Origin of the sequence: Saliniradius amylolyticus (assembly GCF_003143555.1) — a bacterium.
GTDB lineage: Bacteria > Pseudomonadota > Gammaproteobacteria > Enterobacterales > Alteromonadaceae > Saliniradius > Saliniradius amylolyticus.
Genome location: NZ_CP029347.1, coordinates 1095468 through 1112530, shown reverse-complemented (window position 1 = coordinate 1112530; position 17063 = coordinate 1095468). Strand labels below are relative to the sequence as shown.

Genomic DNA, 17063 nt, shown 5'->3' with positions numbered 1-17063 from the left:
TGCGGTTCATCTTTTTCCCGTTCAGTACAACTAAATGATTAAATATCTACTCACGCTCTGCTGCTTTTGGCTTTACTTCGGTCAAATAGCGCTGGCCTCCTCCTCTGAATACGTCCAGACTCACCGGCTTAACCTGGGGGTATCACTGGGCTTTGGTGGTATTCAGTCTCCACTGAAAGATGGTGACAATGTCACCACCCTGGCCATTCCCCATGTTACCTATTACGGTGAGCGTTGGTATTTCGATGACTTTTGCCTCGGTTACAGTCTGATTGAAGATCGCAGAGTCATGCTCGATATCGTAGGTACGCTCAATACCGACGGCTTTTTTTTCCAGGCGGGAGACGTAAACCGTACCGTTGTTGCCCAGCCCACCTCATTCAGTCTGACCTCAGTGACACCGCTGCGCCTCTCTCTGCCTATGGAAAAGGTCGAGCGCGACCTGTCGTATCTCGGTGGCTTAGCGCTCATATTGCCTCACCCTGTGGTGACGGTGACACTGGCTCATTTTCACGACATTTCCGGTGTGCACAACGGGAGCGAAAGCCGCTTTAACCTCTACAAAAGCATGGAGCTCGGCAACCATAAAATAGCCATTGAGCTTGGCGCCGTGCGCAAGAGTCAGGAACTCATCAATTATTATTATCAGTTCAACGAGAAAGAAACATTCCTTGGCGCCTTTCTGGATCCTTTGCCTGCTGCCATTAATAAGTACATAAAACTGGACTACGCTTATCCGTTATCCAGGCACTTCAGTATTAAGTTTCAGATAAAGCAAACCTTCCTGGACAGCCAGCTGATAAAGGGGCCCATGATCGATCGTTCCAGCTTACTGTCAGGCTTTGCAGGGGTTGAGTACCGGTTCTAATGATGAAGACTTTACTTTCGCCCTCACTATGGACTGCCACTTTTTTGCTGATGATAGGCGCTCAGGCGAACGCCGGCGTTAAGTTAAATGTATCTCCCAACGTCTGTGTTAAAGAGCCGCGGCAATCCCATTGCCAACTGGACCTCACGGTACAAGTACAAAGCACATCACCACAAGCGTTGTGTTTAGTCATTCCGACAGAGTCTGAGCAACGTCTGTGTCGGAAGACCACACAACACTGGGAGACACTGATACAAGTTAATGCAAGGGACAACTTTTCCGTAGAGATAATCGATGAACTCAATGACGCCGTGTTGGCGAGAAAAGGGATCAGGGTGCTAGAGCACACTCCCGACGCACAGCGAATCAAACGGCGATTTGGCTGGGGGTTTTAATGACGTCTATCGTGATTATTGAAGATGACCGTGAACTTGGTGAGCTGATTAGCCGGGTCCTCGAGAAACATGGCTATCACACTACTTTGTTTAACACCGCTGAGCAATTCCGACAGCACTCTCCCGGTACTGAAACGGCTCTGGTTATCTGCGACATCATGCTCCCCGATGGTGATGGGTTCGAACTGGCTGCCGAGATCAAAGCCCACTATTCCTGCCCTTTTTTATTCCTGACCGCCCTTGACTCGGAAGAGTCTCATATTCGCGGACTGAATCTTGGCGCCACCGACTACCTGATCAAGCCGATAAAACCGGAATTATTATTAGCCCGGGTGGCAGCCAATATCAGGAAGGTGAATATACTCGCCAACCCGGATATTAAACAACTGGGTTACCTAAAGCTGGATGCCGCGCGGTGCGAGGCCTGGTATGGAAAAACCAACCTGAACCTGAATCGCCAGGAGTTTATTCTACTGGAGCACCTGATGCGCTACGACCCTGAACCTGTCTCCAGGGATATGCTGTTCAAGGCGGTGGTGGGACGCGACTATGATGGCATCGACCGCGCTATCGACCTTAAGGTAAGCCGACTCAGGAAGAAGTTCTCTGAAGCCGGCGTCCCCATCGATATAAAATCAATTCGAGCCCAGGGCTACGCACTAACCACAACCGACCTATGAAATTCCAGTTCCTACGGCTCTATATCCTTAGCGCTGTCATCCTGATCGGCTTAGTGCTCTCATTCGGCCAGCTCTACAATCGGATTTTTTTCCCGCAGCATGAGCCAGCCTACGTCATTCCCATGCATGATTTACAGGCATTGGTGACCGACAGCAGCAAGGTTAGCCGTTTAACCCGCTCACAGCTTGCACTGCCGCAGCAGCTATCCGATGCTCTGCAAAAAAATGGCACACTCAGTGTGAACGACCATGGCTCAGACTACATCTATGTACTCGATCCTGAACAAGGGTCAGAAGATAGTGTGGTTTACCAGTTAGGGCCGCTACAACTCATCAAAGACAATGAAGAGAGCCATGGATTTTTTATCGCCTTTTACAGTTTACTGGCCGTGTCCTTATTTTTGTTGTTCCGCCCCTTATTTAGTGATTTGGTTAAGCTACAGCGCACCGCCATCAACTTTGGTCAGTCACCACGAGCCATGCCCGTGATGACTCGCAAGAACTCCAGCATTTACCCGCTGGCGAAAAGCTTTAGCGATATGTCCCAGAAAGTGACCCGATTCCTAAGTTTGCATACCGACTTATCGCGAATCATTTCTCACGAAATCCGCACCCCTCTGACACGCATCCGGCTGGCCTTATCCCTGGTGGACTCAATTCCTAAACAGGAAGAGCTGCATATTCATAAGTCTCTGGATGAAATTGAGAGCCGATTGGAGCAGTATTTAAACTTTGCCCGCATTGAGAACCAATTTACCGCTCTGGAGCTGACGGACTGTGATAGCACAGAACTGGTACAGGCCGAAGTGGATAAATTTAAGTTCTATGGCTATTTAGCGTTTGATCTCAATATCCAGATAAAGCGCATGCCGTGTGATCCCAACTGTTTCTGTATCGCCTTACAAAACCTGCTGGTGAATGCCAGCAAACATGCCAGAAAGCATATCAAGGTTGAGCTCTACCAGCACAAACAAGACTATGTGCTCAAAGTGAGCGACGATGGGCCCGGACTGCCCAAAACCGCGAACAGTTTGATCGAGCCCTTCAGTCAGGGCTCAGAAACTCCGCTCAGCAGCGGTTATGGTTTGGGCCTCTACATTGTCCATCGTATCGCCCACTGGCACGGCGGACACTTGCAATTGGGCAACAACCCAACGTTGGGCGGAGCGGAAATCACCTTTCAGTGGCAGGCACCGAGCGAGACTGTCACTAGCTGATCGAGCCCATACGCCCGGCCTGGTAATCCATTACCGCCTGGCGCAGCTCGGCCTCGTTATTCATCACAAACGGTCCCATGTGGGCAATTTTCTCGCCGATACGATGTCCCAGCAGAACTAACGCCCCTGCCCCCTGCTCGCTGGCCGTTAAGGTAACCTCTGCTCCGCCCTGAATACGCAAAAGCTGGCAGGTACTGGCTTCTGTGAGACTACCACTATGAACATAAATCAGTGCTTGCTCCCAGGCAGACAGATTCAACTGAGCTTGCCCGCTAGCTCTGAGCTCCACATCGGCAATCGCCCCCGATGCCGCCAGTCCTTGCAGTGGTGAAGACACCGCCTGACCATCCAGCGCCCAGTTACCTGCCAACGCAGTCAGGCGAGCACCACTATGGTTAGAAACGACAGGCAAACCGGAGTCGGTGGAATCCTGATACTGTGGAGGACGCAGCTTATCTTTGGCAGGCATATTCAGCCATATCTGAAAACCATGCAGCCCTTCATCACCTTCGACCGGCATTTCTGAGTGCACTACGCCAAAGCCGGTGCTCATCCACTGCACATCGCCCGCACCGATGACCTTCTTATTGCCCATTTGATCCCGATGCTCGAAGCCACCTTTTCGAATGTAAGTAAAGGTTTCGATGCCCCGGTGGGGGTGGGCGGGAAAGCCTGCCATGTAGTCGGCCTTGTTGTCTGACTTTAATTCGTCAATCATTAAATAGGGATCCAGCGACAGACGCTGGAAATCCGCCACCCGGCGAATGTTAACGCCTGCACCGTCCTGAGTTGGGCGACTGTTCTGAACATCGATAATTTTCATACTCACCTCTGAGCCAATGTTTGAATGGCTTAAAGATTAGCACCGAAAAATAAGAATAAAATAACAAAATAATACCGATATTATTCTATTTAAACGAAAGTTTAACCCGTACCTTATGACTTAGCAGACCGCGGGCAATCCCCCTGGCATCCACCACAATCAGATAGAGGCTGGGCGATGGCCAGAATCATGCTCGTCACAAACACGCCCCCAGTGAGATGGTTGCCAAGAGGGCTTACAACCCATACCAAATACCGGCCCACGCATAATTAAACACCGCCTTGCCGGGAGTTTTATAAATCGATTACTATGGAGAAAGAAGAACCGAAACACTGTGCCGTAAGACAACAACGCCACCAAGCACAATTCTTAATCTGAGGCACAAGGAGGGACCTTTGTTGAAGCCCACTATTCTGATGGCCGCTGTCTGGTTAGTGCTTGCTTCCGGCGAAAGCGCTTTAGCTGCATCAAAAACTACCATCATTTGGGGCACAGATCGCTGGCCCAACTTTACCGAAACCAATGGTCGTGGCCTTTATCATGATCTTATCCAAGCAGTGTTTCCCGGCACCGGCTATGAGCTGAATATCCGCTATATGAACTGGCCCCGAGTGATTCAAGGGCTCGACGAGGGTTACATTCACATGACCGGCGCAGTCCAAAAAAGAGATAAGTACCACTATTCTTCCCAGGCCATTCTCAGCGAACGCATTCTTATTCTGGCCCCTGCCACTCGGGTCAACAATAGCTTTATCAACAATATTAGCCGGATGACCGGTGCCTGGCGGCGTGGATATCGCAAGGCTATCGTCGAGCAATCAGCACTAAAAGGACTCCAGGGTGTCGCCTTAGATAATCCGGAAATGGCGCTGAAGTTATTAGATAAACGACGAATCGACTATTACATGGATATCAGCAGCATTATCGAGAAACTCGATAGTGACAAGCTTCAAGATCTCCGTACTAAAACCGTAGGGCATTACAACCTACACTGGGCCTTTAGCAAAAATGAAAGCGGCAAAGCCCTGAAACAACACTTTGACCGGGCATTGGAACGTTTAAAGAAAAGCGGGGAGCTTGAAAGAATTTACAGCAAGTACGATATTGCTCTGCCTAACCGCTGAATGTCCTGAGCATCCGGGCAAGACAATAATCCAAACGACGCCCAAGAGTCGGTATATTATTCATCCTAAAGATAACCCTGTCAGCAAGGGTGATGGGCTGGTTAAACTGTTGGAAGGTAAAGCTGCATGAGAATTATTGTTATATCAGCAATGGTTGCATTAGGGCTTACGGGGTGCGGAGGTGCCAATAGTAACTATAACCTTAACGCTCTCCACTCCGATCACGGTAAGCTGTTTCAAGTAATAAAGTATGATGGCAGAAAGGATATTGATTACTCCTACTGTGATTCACAATCTCAGCTATACAAGACGCGCATCCATAGGATCGACAACTCAGAGTTCATAAGCTTGAAATGCCGGAATGAGTTTAATCATCGCACCAATGCCTCATCAACCTTCTACAAATACTCAAGGGTATTTAAAAATGGTGCTGTGCGCTTTTGCGGCTGGAAGGATTTTAAAACCAACAACGGCCAGACGACCATGAATAAAGGAACATCTGGCAAGTGCGCTGAATTTAAGTTTTGGTAGTGATATGGCTCCCCGAAAAAGACAACCTGAGAACAAGGGCTTTCAGTTATCTGGAGAGAGTAAGAAGTCAGTAGGCATAAGAGGATTTACTCCCGGCTCCTGCGCAATTTACAGGGAAGTAATGAATGCAGATTTTGCATGGAGCGAAAATCTGCGCCGCCCTTCAGGCCAGCTAAAACTGTTCAAATTCGCTCCCGGCGAATTTGTGAACTCCGACGTGACCGCTTCGCGCTCATGTCGTCGGTTCCTTATGCTCAGTGCAATTGAAAACTTTGGAAATTATCTCGGGGAGAGGAAGAATTGGTCGGCGTGAGAGGATTTGAACCTCCGACCCCTGACACCCCATGACAGTGCGCTACCAGGCTGCGCTACACGCCGACCGAAAGAGGTTGCTAGTGTACTTATTTTACTTGCCTTTGCAACGGTGATTTGATCTTATCGTGCTTAAGTGCTGGAAGTTTCACCAAAGCGGCGGTTTTACCGCCGCCTTCTACAAATCAGCTTTTCTCGTCGTCACTGATGCGGCTGGCTATGGCCCCCGCCTGATCTTTGTATTTAGCATCCAGTCGGGCGTTATAGGGCTTTTCCGCTTCGCCCGATAAGACTTCAAAGCTCAGCGCGCCAATTTTCATCTTGGGTCTGAGCGCCAAAGGCAGCTTACCGCTGTTATAAAACTCCAGCACAATATTCCCGGACCAGCCCGGATCGATGCGATGGGCGGTGACGTGTACCATCAGCCCCAGTCTTGCCAGAGAAGAACGGCCATCCAGCCAGCCCACTACATTGGCCGGCAGCGTCACCGACTCCAGCGTGACCGCCAATGCCAGTTCGCCGGGATGCAGAAAAAATGCCTCACCATCGGGCAATACAATTTCGTCACTCATTACAGAGTGCATGGCCCGCTCGACTTCCTCTTTCGGACCGCTTAAGTCAATGTAGGGCGCGGCGTGATCCTGAAATACGCGGAACTTGTTGCCCAAACGAATATCCACCGTGGCACCGCTGATCATGGCTTCGGTGGGTTCAGGGTTGAGGCCAATCTTGCCCTCGTCTAACCATTGTTTTATGTCTCTGTCGCACAAGCGCATCAGAACGGATTCCTTATATATGAACTGGCGCCATTATTCACAGCCAGCGCGGTTTATTCAATCACTTTGCACACTGATATCGATCGCCTGAGGCTGGCTTAAACTGCTCAGGTATAACCGTCGGGCCAGTTGCCTTGCGGCGCTTTGATACGCCGCGGTTAACTCACTGGGTTTAGCCAACAGCGACTGGCCACTGTCGGCACAGGTGCGGATGTCGGTATCCAGCGGAATTTGCCCCAGCAGTGGCACCTGAAAGTGCTGACTGATTTGCTGGCCGCCCCCCTGATCAAACAAATACTCCTGGTAGCCACAGTTTTTACACTGGTGGTAGCTCATGTTCTCCAGCACTCCTAATACATCCACATCCACTTTGCGGAACATGTCGATGGCCTTGGTGGCATCGGCCAGTGCCAGATTCTGTGGTGTGGTCACCACCACCGCTCCACTGACTGGGATTTGCTGAGCCAGCGTGAGCTGGATATCGCCGGTGCCCGGTGGCATATCGATCAGTAAGTAATCCAGCTCCCCCCAGTCGGTTTCATCCAGTAACTGCTGCAAAGCCCTGCTGGCCATAGGCCCGCGCCAGACGGTGGCATCGTCGGGCGGCACCAAGTAGCCGATGGAGTTGGCTTTTAACCCCAACGATTCCATCGGCTGCATGGTCTTATCATCCTGTGTCTGCGGACTCTGACCTTCATTACCTAACATGGTAGGAATGGATGGACCATAAATATCCGCATCCAGAATGCCAACACTGGCGCCTTCCGCTTGCAGCGCCAGCGCAAGATTAACCGTAGAGGCTGACTTCCCCACGCCTCCTTTACCGGAGGCTACCGCCACCAGGTTTTTGATGTTTCTCAGCCGTCTCTGAGGCGCGCCAGACAGCATCACCTGCTGTTGGATGGTGGGCAAGGGCCCAACCTCGGCCTGTTTCAAGGTTTCTGACAACGTTTCTTGTTGGCTCTGACAAGCAAAGGGCAGAGTCAGTGTATTCGTTGACGCATCAAACCAAGCGGCCACCTGATTGGGTGATAATTCGAAAAAGCGCGCCAGGGACATGAGCAGCTGACTCGGAGGATGTTGTTCGGAGCGGTCTTTCTTGCCCCAGTTAAACCTCATATTCTTTTGCCTCTTATCTGGCTGACAGTAGTCCGAGCATAACATAGCGCCCCATACGCGGATATCTCAGCCTGTCGGCTAATTGTCCAAACAATCATCAGGTTACGCTGCCAACCCCATTATTTATTGGTACACTCGGGACATTGGGGAATACGGCACCTGTGCCAACGACATTGAGGTTTATTGTGCCTGTTATTGCGGTACTGCCCGCCGTTATTATTTTCATCCTACAACTCTGGGCTCCCAACGCTCTGGCTCAGCTGTCGGTGCCATTTCCTGCTTCCGCATACCTGGCCTTGGGACTGGTGCTGATATTATCCTCATTCATGCGCCAGTGGCAGTGGCTATATTGGCTGGCTTTGCTGCTGAGCAGCTATTTCACGATACAGTCTGGATTACAGCGCCCCCTGTCAGAACCGGATGTGGCGGCGCTGTACAACACTCTGCCAGTACTGCTGACTCTGCTAATGCTAATACTGACGCTGTTTCCCCTGCCTTCCATTCTGACCTGGCAGGGGATCGCACTGGCGATCATGATCGCTGCATTACCGCCGGTGCTACTGGTTATGCCTCTGGCCGACTGGAGTTCAGCACTGGCGTTGTCCGAAGCATTACTTATCCAGCCCTACGATAATCTGGCCCTTAACTGGGGACTGCTAAGCCTGATCTTTGCCGTGGGAAGCTTGTGGTTGCTAATGGGGCTGTACTTTCGCATGAGTCTTATTCACTGGGGCGAGTTTGCCACCTGGATGGCGATGATGAACTTTGTCATCTTCGTGCATCTGCCGGACGCCTCTGGCTGGGCCACACTTGCCGCCACTCTGTCCCTGCTGATTACGCTGGCCTGGCAGATGTTGCACCTGGCCTATATGGATGAACTTACCGGCCTGCCACAGCGACGGGCTCTGCTCAGCCACCTTAACCGTCTGGGTAAACGAAGCGCCGTAACCATGCTGGATGTGGATCATTTTAAACAGTTTAACGACACCTACGGCCACGATGTCGGCGACCAGGTATTAAAGCTGCTTGGCAGCGTACTGAGCAAAACCAAATCCTGTAAAGCCTATCGCTATGGGGGCGAGGAGTTTACCCTGATCTTCCCTCATAAGGACCCGGAACGGCTTGAGGCAGAGCTCAATGAGATTCGACAACAGGTGGCTGACTACCCCTTGGTATTGAGACAAAACCAGCGCCCCGAAGATGACAAGGCTGGTAAAACCAGGCGGGGTAACAGCGACGGCGGTAAGGCCATCCATATCACCATTAGCCTCGGCTGCACCGCTTACCAAAAAGGCGATGACAGCGACAGCCTGCTAAAGCGAGCCGATAACGCCCTGTACGCGGCTAAGAAGGCGGGCCGTAATCGGGTAAAATTTGCTTAGGGCCTGTTTATGAAGGGTGCAATACGACGCCTTTTTGGGTAATATCGCGGGTCTTTTCCAACTCCGACGTTTTAACGATCCCAAAAGGCGGTTATGGCAGATTCGCAACGTAAAATTCTGGTCACCAGCGCACTTCCCTATGCCAATGGTTCTATTCACTTAGGGCATTTGCTGGAGCACATTCAAACCGATATCTGGACACGCTTTCAGCGTCTTCGCGGTCATCAGTGTTACAGTGTATGCGCCGACGATGCACACGGTACGCCAGTGATGCTCAAAGCCCGCGAACTGGGTATCACACCGGAAGAAATGGTCGCCCAGACCCGCGCTGAGCATCATCAGGATCTGACCGCGTTTCTGGTCAACTACGACAACTACTATGTGACCCACTCGCCGGAAAACCGCGAGCTGTCGGAGTACATCTACAAACAGCTGGATCAGGCCGGTTACATAAGCCGCCATACCATCAGTCAGTTGTATGACCCTCAGAAGGAAATGTTCCTGCCCGATCGTTTTGTAAAAGGCACCTGTCCCAGCTGCGGCGCCGAAGATCAGAACGGCGACAGCTGTGATGTGTGCAGCGCCACCTATCGCCCTACCGAGGTGAAAAACCCGGTATCGGTCATTTCCGGGGCCACTCCGGTTCTTAAAGACTCGGAGCACTTCTTCTTTGATTTGCCGCGCTTCGAAGGCATGCTAAAAGACTGGCTGCGCTCGGGCGCCATCCAGACCGAGATGGCCAATAAGCTACAAGAATGGTTCGACGAAGGTCTGCAGCAATGGGACATTAGCCGCGATGCGCCCTACTTTGGCTTTGAGATCCCAGGCGCCCCGGGCAAGTTCTTCTATGTATGGGTGGATGCACCTGTGGGCTACATGGCCAGCTTCAAACACTACTGTGACCAGCACAACATCGACTTCGACGAGTACTGGAAAGAAGGCTCCGATACCGAGCTGTATCACTTTATCGGTAAAGACATCACCTACTTCCACTGTCTGTTCTGGCCGGCGATGCTGGAAGGCGCGGGTTTCAGAAAGCCGACGGGCGTTAATGTACACGGTTTTGTGACCGTCAACGGCGCCAAGATGTCCAAATCCAAAGGCACCTTTATCAAGGCCCAGACCTATTTAGAGCACCTGAACCCCGAGTATCTGCGCTATTACTTTGCCAGCAAGCTCAGTGACAACGTGCACGACATCGATCTCAACTTTGAAGACTTTGTGCAAAAAGTAAACTCGGACCTGGTGGGTAAGGTGGTCAATATTGCCAGCCGCTGCGCAGGCTTTATTACCAAGAAATTTGGCGGCCAACTGGCCGAGGAACTGCCACAGCCTGAGCTGATTAAAGAGTTTCAGGATGCCAGCGAGACCATCGCTGAGTATTTCGAAAGCCGCCAGTACCACCGGGCAATTCGCCTGATTATGTCGCTGGCCGATAAGGCCAACCAGTACATCGACGCGGAAGCCCCCTGGGTTACCATCAAAGATGAGAATAAGCAGGCTGATACCCATCAGGTATGCTCACTGGGTATCAACCTGTTCCGCATTCTAATGGTGTACTTAAAGCCGGTCTTGCCGCAATTAGCGGAAAAGTCGGAGGCTTTCCTGAACGATACGCTAGACTGGTCGAGCGCCCAATCGCTTTTGACCGGCCATGAAATCAACAAGTTTAAGGCGCTGATGCAGCGTGTGGATATGGATAAGGTGAACGCCATGGTGGATGCCTCCAAAGAAGATTTGAAAGCCGCCGAACAACAAAAGGCAGAGCCCACTCAGGATACGGAGCTGAGCAAAGACCCAATCTCGGAGACTATCGCCTTTGAGGACTTTGCCAAGATCGACCTGCGCATTGCTAAGATTGCCAAGGCCGAACATGTGGAAGGGGCCGATAAGCTGCTGAAGCTGCAGCTGGATTTAGGTGGAGACACCAAGCAGGTGTTTGCCGGCATTAAATCGGCCTACGACCCGGCCGAGTTAGAAGGCAAGCTAACTGTCATGGTGGCCAACTTAGCGCCCCGTAAGATGCGCTTTGGCCTGTCCGAAGGCATGGTTCTGGCCGCCGGCCCGGGCGGTAAAGATCTTTGGATTATGGAACCCCACGAAGGCGCCCAGCCAGGAATGCGGGTGAAATAACCCAATATTTATATGCCACAAGGAAGGCATCATTCACAGACTCACCGTAACCCCATCCATGGGGGCTCCTCTGCGGCATCCTTGCCGCACAGGGTCTGTGAATGAAACCTTCCTTATGCCCAGCCAACGTCTATGAATTCGACCAACGTCCGGCCCTTAACCCTGCCCCGGAGGCGGCAAATGCCGGCTTAGGCTTTAGCATGGCCTTGTTCGGGGTCATTGGAATACGACGTTTCCTGCCCACCATCACATACACCGACGCCAGTCCTGGCAAATAACGCCCCATCCAACGTTGATAACCGCTGTTAATATTCATCTTTCGCTCAAACAATAGCTCACTGTGGATCATGCTGTGGTGCTCAATCACCTCATAGCCCAGCAGGTTAAACCAGTCCCGCATCCGGAAGGTAGAAAAGGCTCGCATTTCATGCAGCAATGAGTCGGGTTTAAACGGCCAGTACTTTGCAAATCCGGCACAGCTGAAGGGATTTAAGCCCAATACCACCAGGTGCCCATCGGCCATAATCGCGCGGCTCACATCCCTGAGTAGCTTGTGGGGGTCCTGACAAAAATCCAGGGTAAAGGGCAACACTATGGCATCCACACTGCGTCGCTGCAGAGGCAGGTTGTTTAACTGCGATACCATGTCTCCATAGGGATGGGGCTGGGCTGTGATGGCAGTCTGCTTTTTTATGGGGCACTCCGGCAACGATAATTCCGCGCCCAGGGCTCCCATTTTCACCAGATGATACCCAAACCACTGCCGCGACAACGGGGCGAGGTCGGCTTCAAGCAGTGCTTTCAATTGGGCACCCGCTGGCATGTCCTGCCAGGTTTTGGGAGCGCGGGGCGCATTGTTTGCCAACGCCGGTGCAAAAGGAATCATAGCGAGCGCTTGTTGTCCTCTATAATGAGTGCTTATAGTGTTAAACTGTCACTGTCTCAAGCAATGAGCAAGACGCGATGATCAATATTACGCCGATTAGAGCCTTTAGCGACAATTATATTTGGTGTCTGAGTCACCAAAACTCCGCCGTGGTGGTAGACCCGGGCGATGAAGCTCCGGTGCTGGATTATTTGCGACAGCATCAACTGGACTTGTCAGCGATACTCATTACTCACCATCATGCCGACCATATTGGCGGCGTTAAAGCCCTGGTCAAACACTTTCCCCATACCCGAGTCTACGGCGGGCCTAAGCGCATCCCTTGCGTCACACATACGGTCGAAGGCGAGGACAATGTACGGGTGGCTGGGCTGGCGAAAACCTTTAAGGTCATCAGCGTGCCCGGTCATACCATCGATCATATCGCCTATTACAATGACGAGCTGGGACTGTTTTGTGGCGATACGTTGTTTAGCGCGGGCTGCGGACGGTTGTTCGAGGGGACACCAGAGCAAATGCGGGTATCATTAGCCCGGCTTACCGCCCTGCCGGATAAGACACCGGTGTATTGTGCCCACGAGTACACTCTGGCCAACATCGCCTTTGCCGAAACTCTGGAGCCCGATAACCAGGCGCTTCTGGATTACAAAGCCAGTGCCGAACATTTAAGAGAGCAAGGCAGGCCAACTCTGCCCTCAAGCATACAGAAAGAAAAGGCGGTCAACCCCTTTCTGCGCCTGCACAGTCATACCATCAGACAATCGTTGGAACACAAAGCTGACAAGCCATTAAAAGACGACGATACCCGATTTGCCGTGATGCGAGACTTAAAGGATCACTTCTGACACGAGCCCCCCAGATCCACGTTAACTTCCCGGTGCCAGTTGAATAGACGCACGGCCAGAAAGCTTACTCTTTTCGATTGGCACTGTTTGACCTAAGTCCCCTAGCGCCTCCGTGAGAGGTTAAAAGTCTATATGGATTGGTATAGAATGAGCGCACATCATCAAGGTGACCATAATTTATGAAGAAACTGCTGCTTACCTTTTCCGCCGGTCTTTTGCTGCAAGGCTGTCAGACCACCAGCCTTTGGTCTGAAACCCAACAACAAAAAGCCGAGGAGCAAAACATCGCCGCCGATGTGCGCGCCGAATGCAGCAGTGTTCATCCTGCCGAAGAGGCCGAACTTTGTCGCAGTGGTCAGGAAGGCGTGATTCCGGTCAAACACCCGGTAGATGAATTATTGGCGCCCATCGATCCTCTACCTGAGGCCAAGCAGGATGAAACAGAGCCAAAGGTTACCGACCTCTGGCAACGCATCCGCAGTCAACTCGCCTTTGAGGTCCCCGATAATCGCCGGGTTAACGTGCAGAGAAACTGGTACCTGAAACACCCTGAATATATGGAGCGGGTCAGTAAACGCGCGGCTCCCTTCCTGTATCTGATCGTGGAAGAACTGGAAGCCGCCGGGATGCCACTGGAGCTAACCCTGCTGCCCATTGTGGAAAGCGCTTTTGACCCCTTTGCCTACTCCCACGGCCGTGCGGCCGGTATGTGGCAGTTTATTCCCGGCACCGGCAAGCGTTTTGGTCTGCGTCAGAGTTGGTGGTACGACGGTCGCCGGGACGTATTAGCTTCCACCCGCGCTGCGATAAAGTACATGCAATACCTGCATGATTTTTTCGATGGTAACTGGCTGCATGCACTGGCTTCCTACAACAGTGGCGAGGGGCGGGTCCGCAACGCCATTCGCAAAAACCGTCGGTTAGGCAAGCCTACCGACTTCTGGTCACTGGAGTTGCCCCGGGAGACCCGTGCCTATGTGCCTAAGCTACTGGCACTGGCCGATATTCTGAAGAACTCAGAAGCCCTTGGAGCGAAATGGCTACCAATCAAAAACGAGCCTGTCACTCAGCCAGTCAATGTGGGTTCCCAGATCGATCTGGCCCTGGCGGCCGAGATGGCCGGGCTCAGCGTCGAAGAGTTACATGCTCTCAACCCCGGCTATAACCGCTGGGCGACAGACCCTAAAGGCCCTCATACGCTGCTGCTGCCTATTGATAAGGCTGAGCCCTTTGAACTGGCGCTGACCGAGATGGAAGATCGTGAGCGGCTCAACTGGGTACGGCACAAGGTGGAAAGTGGCGACAGCCTGTTAAAACTGGCCAAGGAATACCACACCAGTGTGGATGTGATTCGCCAGGTGAACGACATTCGCGGCAATATTATTCGCGCAGGCGACCACCTGATGGTACCGGTGGCCCTTAAGGCGCTGGACAGCTACAGCCTGTCCAAAGACCAGCGTCTGGCCTCCACTCAGTCCCGTCGCCGCGCCGAGCATAAACTGACTCATCGTGTGCAAAGCGGCGATACCCTGTGGGAATTATCGATGGAATACGACGTCAACGTACGTAAGCTGGCCAGCTGGAACGGCATGGCCCCTACCGATCCACTGATGCCCGGCCAGAAGCTGGTGATCTGGGTGGATAAAGTATCCGAACAGCAATCTTCTGATGCCATCATGCGCACCGTTACTTACCGGGTACGCAATGGCGATTCACTGGCGCGCATTGCCAATAGGTTTAATGTCAGCATCAGCGATATTGAGAAGTGGAACCAAATCAGTCGCAAAAATTACCTGCAGCCCGGGCAGCGATTAAAATTGCATATTGACGTGACTCGCACATAAAAAAAAGCCCTCGCATGAGGGCTTTTTTCTTGGGGCGCAGGTTATCGGAATAGGACCTTTTCCTGATTAAACCAATACACACAAAAGGCAATCAGGCCACCGGCGATGACACTGGTGGAGCCGAAGATGGCAAACAGGGCGTAATAATCCATGGTGCCCTTGATAAGCTCTTTAATCGCCAGCGCTACGTTGGTAATCGGCACCCAGGCCCAGCCATCCTCCAGTGAGACACCCGGCAAGGTGGCCAGGACGATGGGAACAATCACGGCAAACATGATCCCGCCCATATAACTTTGTGCCTCTTTAAAGCTGCGCGCATAGATGGAAATGCTCAGCAGCATAGAGGCAAAAATGGCCACAATGGGGATCAGCATCAGGAACATCAGCACAAAGTCGATGGCGTGAATGGCCGCCATAAACTCCGCCACCATCGCAATCGCCATGCCCTGGCCCAGTACTATCCCCCAGGTTGCCATGCTCGCCACCGTGATCAGCGCCGACACCACCCCGGCCAATGCAATGGTAATAAACTTACCCAGCACCAGATGATGACGAGGGATGGGGCTGATGAGCAGCGTTTCCAGCGTACCCCGTTCCTTCTCCCCGGCCCCTAAGTCGGTAGCCGGATACATGGCGCCTTGCAGACAGAGGATAAAAATCAGGTAAGGCACTAAGCCACCCACTTTCTCGCCCCAGCTCTCGCGCTTATCGGCCACATCTTGTTTATCGATCACAATGGGCTCAATCAACGCCTGCTGAGCCGACTCATCCAGGCCCAGCGAGGTAAATGCCTGACGACGTTTGTCTTCGCGATGCCGATCCAAAATATCGCCGACGCGCTTTTGCACCATATTCAGGCCGGCGTCATTGAGCATTAGGGTAATCTTCGCCTGGCCGCCTTCCAACGCTGGTTGATCGAAGTTGGCCGGAATGGTCAGGACAAAATCGAGCTTTTCCTGTTTAATCAATTGCTCAAAATTGGTGCTGGAGTCCTGCTCCACAAACTGAAACAGCTCCTGTTGCTTCAACTCTCTCACCAGTGCAGGACTGTTCTCGGCACCTACCACCGTGTATTTCAGGGTTTCGGTCTGGGCATCTTCCAAAGCCTTAGAGGTGAAAAAGCCCACGATGCCGATCAGCACCGGAAACAGGATCAGCGGCATGGCGATCATAAAAAACAGGGTCTTGCGATCCCGCAGCAGTTCCTTCAATTCTTTTTGCATGATCATCCACATCACGCGGCTCCTTTTTGTCGTTGCAAGGTGGTCAGAAACGCCTGGTGCATTGAGCCATCGGATAGGGCTTTAAAGGAATCCAGGTCGCCATTAAAACAGGTTTTACCTTTGTCGATAACGGTGACGCTATCACACAGCTCATCCACCTCATCCAGATGGTGAGTGGAAAAGATCACCGGAATGCGCTGCTCCTTAAGGCGGCGAATAAAATCCAGCACTGTTTGGGTGGCCATAATATCCAGCCCGGTGGTGGGTTCATCCAGAATCACCGCGTCGGGTTGGTGCACCACTGCACGGGCAATGGCAGTCTTCTGTTTCATACCAGTAGAGAAGTTCTCACAGCGCCGATCCAGAAAACTCTGCATATCGAGCAAATCGGCCAGCTCTTCGATGCGCTCGGCGATGCGCTTAGGATCCATGCGGTGCAGGCGGCCAAAGTATGCGATGTTTTCCCGACCCGTCAGGCGACCGTAAAGGCCAGTAGAGCCAGACAAAAAGCCGAGCTTTTTACGGGCGATGACCGGGTTGGCCAGGATGTCTTCCCCATTGATCAGAATCTGTCCGCTGGAGGGCTTTAATGCCGTGGACAACATCCTTAAGGTCGTGGTTTTACCAGCGCCGTTGGGGCCAAGCAGTCCCAGTACTTCTCCAGCATCACAGCTGAAGCTCACATTTTCTACCGAATGAAAAAAGCGTCCCTTCAAACGGGGGTCGGCCTTTTCCTGCTCACTCAGCTTTTTCGGGTTTTCCACCCGAAAGGTCTTTGCCAATCCATTGATTTCTATCATATCAGGCTCTTATTGATGATTTTTATTATCAGCCATTGAATGTACCTGCTGTTTAACGGTATTTTCAAAAGCAATTTGTAACAATCGCTAACATTACCCAAATAA

General features: G+C 52.0%; 16 protein-coding genes and 1 tRNA gene. 10 read left to right on the top strand and 7 right to left on the bottom strand.

What is annotated here, in order from left to right:
* The first annotated feature begins 34 nt into the window (after positions 1-34).
* From HMF8227_RS05300 to HMF8227_RS05285, 4 genes are read left to right on the top strand one after another with little or no spacing between them, the layout of a single operon-like run.
* Positions 35-868, top strand: coding sequence for a MipA/OmpV family protein (locus HMF8227_RS05300; RefSeq protein ID WP_109339186.1), 834 nt, complete (start codon positions 35-37; stop codon positions 866-868).
* The gene (locus HMF8227_RS15305; protein ID WP_109339185.1) at positions 868-1263 is read left to right on the top strand and encodes a DUF3019 domain-containing protein; all 396 of its coding nucleotides are present in this window, start codon (positions 868-870) and stop codon (positions 1261-1263) included. The genes HMF8227_RS05300 and HMF8227_RS15305 overlap by 1 nt, the downstream gene beginning before the upstream one ends.
* Positions 1263-1943 (top strand): response regulator transcription factor, encoded by a 681-nt coding sequence (locus tag HMF8227_RS05290; RefSeq protein WP_109339184.1) that lies wholly within the window; start codon positions 1263-1265, stop codon positions 1941-1943. The genes HMF8227_RS15305 and HMF8227_RS05290 overlap by 1 nt, the downstream gene beginning before the upstream one ends.
* Complete coding sequence (locus HMF8227_RS05285) at positions 1940-3160, top strand: ATP-binding protein (RefSeq protein ID WP_109339183.1); 1221 nt, start codon at positions 1940-1942, stop codon at positions 3158-3160. The genes HMF8227_RS05290 and HMF8227_RS05285 overlap by 4 nt, the downstream gene beginning before the upstream one ends.
* Here HMF8227_RS05285 and HMF8227_RS05280 read toward each other — a convergent pair.
* Entirely contained in the window at positions 3153-3983 is an 831-nt protein-coding gene (locus HMF8227_RS05280) for a pirin family protein (protein WP_109339182.1), read from the bottom strand. The genes HMF8227_RS05285 and HMF8227_RS05280 overlap by 8 nt on opposite strands.
* 395 nt (positions 3984-4378) lie before the next feature.
* Here HMF8227_RS05280 and HMF8227_RS05275 point away from each other — a divergent pair, with 395 nt between their 5' ends.
* Both HMF8227_RS05275 and HMF8227_RS05270 read left to right on the top strand, forming a co-directional pair.
* On the top strand, positions 4379-5107 hold the full coding sequence (locus HMF8227_RS05275) for a substrate-binding periplasmic protein (RefSeq protein WP_109339181.1): 729 nt from the start codon (positions 4379-4381) through the stop codon (positions 5105-5107).
* 126 nt (positions 5108-5233) lie between these two features.
* Positions 5234-5638: a hypothetical protein gene (locus tag HMF8227_RS05270; protein ID WP_109339180.1), complete on the top strand. Its 405-nt coding sequence runs from the start codon at positions 5234-5236 to the stop codon at positions 5636-5638.
* A 301-nt stretch (positions 5639-5939) separates the two neighbouring features.
* On the opposite strand, the gene HMF8227_RS05260 is transcribed toward HMF8227_RS05270, so the two are convergent.
* The 3 genes from HMF8227_RS05260 to apbC form a co-directional block, all read right to left on the bottom strand.
* Positions 5940-6016: transfer RNA gene (locus HMF8227_RS05260), tRNA-Pro, on the bottom strand.
* 119 nt (positions 6017-6135) lie between these two features.
* Positions 6136-6726 carry a dCTP deaminase gene (gene dcd, locus HMF8227_RS05255; RefSeq protein ID WP_109339178.1) on the bottom strand — a complete coding sequence of 197 codons (591 nt, stop codon included), beginning with the start codon at positions 6724-6726 and terminating at the stop codon, positions 6136-6138.
* 57 nt (positions 6727-6783) lie between these two features.
* A complete protein-coding gene (gene apbC / locus HMF8227_RS05250; RefSeq protein WP_109339177.1) occupies positions 6784-7845 on the bottom strand; it encodes an iron-sulfur cluster carrier protein ApbC in 1062 nt (353 codons plus the stop codon).
* Between the two features lie 161 nt (positions 7846-8006).
* On the opposite strand from apbC, the gene HMF8227_RS05245 reads away from it, so the two are divergent.
* Together HMF8227_RS05245 and metG are read left to right on the top strand one after the other, a co-directional pair.
* Entirely contained in the window at positions 8007-9227 is a 1221-nt protein-coding gene (locus tag HMF8227_RS05245) for a GGDEF domain-containing protein (RefSeq protein WP_239421207.1), read from the top strand.
* A 93-nt stretch (positions 9228-9320) separates the two neighbouring features.
* Entirely contained in the window at positions 9321-11360 is a 2040-nt protein-coding gene (metG, locus tag HMF8227_RS05240; RefSeq protein ID WP_109339176.1) for a methionine--tRNA ligase, read from the top strand.
* Between the two features lie 130 nt (positions 11361-11490).
* Here the strand turns inward: metG and HMF8227_RS05235 are convergent, their stop codons facing one another.
* Positions 11491-12246 carry a methyltransferase domain-containing protein gene (locus HMF8227_RS05235; protein WP_109339175.1) on the bottom strand — a complete coding sequence of 252 codons (756 nt, stop codon included), beginning with the start codon at positions 12244-12246 and terminating at the stop codon, positions 11491-11493.
* Positions 12247-12323: 77 nt separating this feature from the next.
* On the opposite strand from HMF8227_RS05235, the gene gloB reads away from it, so the two are divergent.
* Both gloB and HMF8227_RS05225 read left to right on the top strand, forming a co-directional pair.
* Positions 12324-13091, top strand: a complete 768-nt coding sequence (gene gloB, locus HMF8227_RS05230) for a hydroxyacylglutathione hydrolase (RefSeq protein ID WP_109339174.1) — start codon at positions 12324-12326, stop codon at positions 13089-13091.
* Between the two features lie 179 nt (positions 13092-13270).
* Entirely contained in the window at positions 13271-14935 is a 1665-nt protein-coding gene (locus tag HMF8227_RS05225; RefSeq protein WP_109339173.1) for a lytic transglycosylase, read from the top strand.
* Positions 14936-14976: 41 nt separating this feature from the next.
* Here the strand turns inward: HMF8227_RS05225 and HMF8227_RS05220 are convergent, their stop codons facing one another.
* A complete protein-coding gene (locus HMF8227_RS05220; protein WP_109339172.1) occupies positions 14977-16170 on the bottom strand; it encodes an ABC transporter permease in 1194 nt (397 codons plus the stop codon).
* Complete coding sequence (locus tag HMF8227_RS05215; RefSeq protein ID WP_109339171.1) at positions 16170-16958, bottom strand: ABC transporter ATP-binding protein; 789 nt, start codon at positions 16956-16958, stop codon at positions 16170-16172. Before HMF8227_RS05215 ends, HMF8227_RS05220 begins: the two co-directional genes overlap by 1 nt.
* Between the last annotated feature and the right edge of the window lie 105 nt (positions 16959-17063).

Coding starts and splice junctions, on each gene's coding strand:
- HMF8227_RS05300 (WP_109339186.1), top strand. CDS start 35: ATGATTAAATATCTACTCACGCTCTGCTGCTTTTGGCTTTACTTCGGT.
- HMF8227_RS15305 (WP_109339185.1), top strand. CDS start 868: ATGATGAAGACTTTACTTTCGCCCTCACTATGGACTGCCACTTTTTTG.
- HMF8227_RS05290 (WP_109339184.1), top strand. CDS start 1,263: ATGACGTCTATCGTGATTATTGAAGATGACCGTGAACTTGGTGAGCTG.
- HMF8227_RS05285 (WP_109339183.1), top strand. CDS start 1,940: ATGAAATTCCAGTTCCTACGGCTCTATATCCTTAGCGCTGTCATCCTG.
- HMF8227_RS05280 (WP_109339182.1), bottom strand. CDS start 3,983: ATGAAAATTATCGATGTTCAGAACAGTCGCCCAACTCAGGACGGTGCA.
- HMF8227_RS05270 (WP_109339180.1), top strand. CDS start 5,234: ATGAGAATTATTGTTATATCAGCAATGGTTGCATTAGGGCTTACGGGG.
- dcd (WP_109339178.1), bottom strand. CDS start 6,726: ATGCGCTTGTGCGACAGAGACATAAAACAATGGTTAGACGAGGGCAAG.
- apbC (WP_109339177.1), bottom strand. CDS start 7,845: ATGAGGTTTAACTGGGGCAAGAAAGACCGCTCCGAACAACATCCTCCG.
- metG (WP_109339176.1), top strand. CDS start 9,321: ATGGCAGATTCGCAACGTAAAATTCTGGTCACCAGCGCACTTCCCTAT.
- HMF8227_RS05235 (WP_109339175.1), bottom strand. CDS start 12,246: ATGATTCCTTTTGCACCGGCGTTGGCAAACAATGCGCCCCGCGCTCCC.
- gloB (WP_109339174.1), top strand. CDS start 12,324: ATGATCAATATTACGCCGATTAGAGCCTTTAGCGACAATTATATTTGG.
- HMF8227_RS05225 (WP_109339173.1), top strand. CDS start 13,271: ATGAAGAAACTGCTGCTTACCTTTTCCGCCGGTCTTTTGCTGCAAGGC.
- HMF8227_RS05220 (WP_109339172.1), bottom strand. CDS start 16,170: ATGTGGATGATCATGCAAAAAGAATTGAAGGAACTGCTGCGGGATCGC.
- HMF8227_RS05215 (WP_109339171.1), bottom strand. CDS start 16,958: ATGATAGAAATCAATGGATTGGCAAAGACCTTTCGGGTGGAAAACCCG.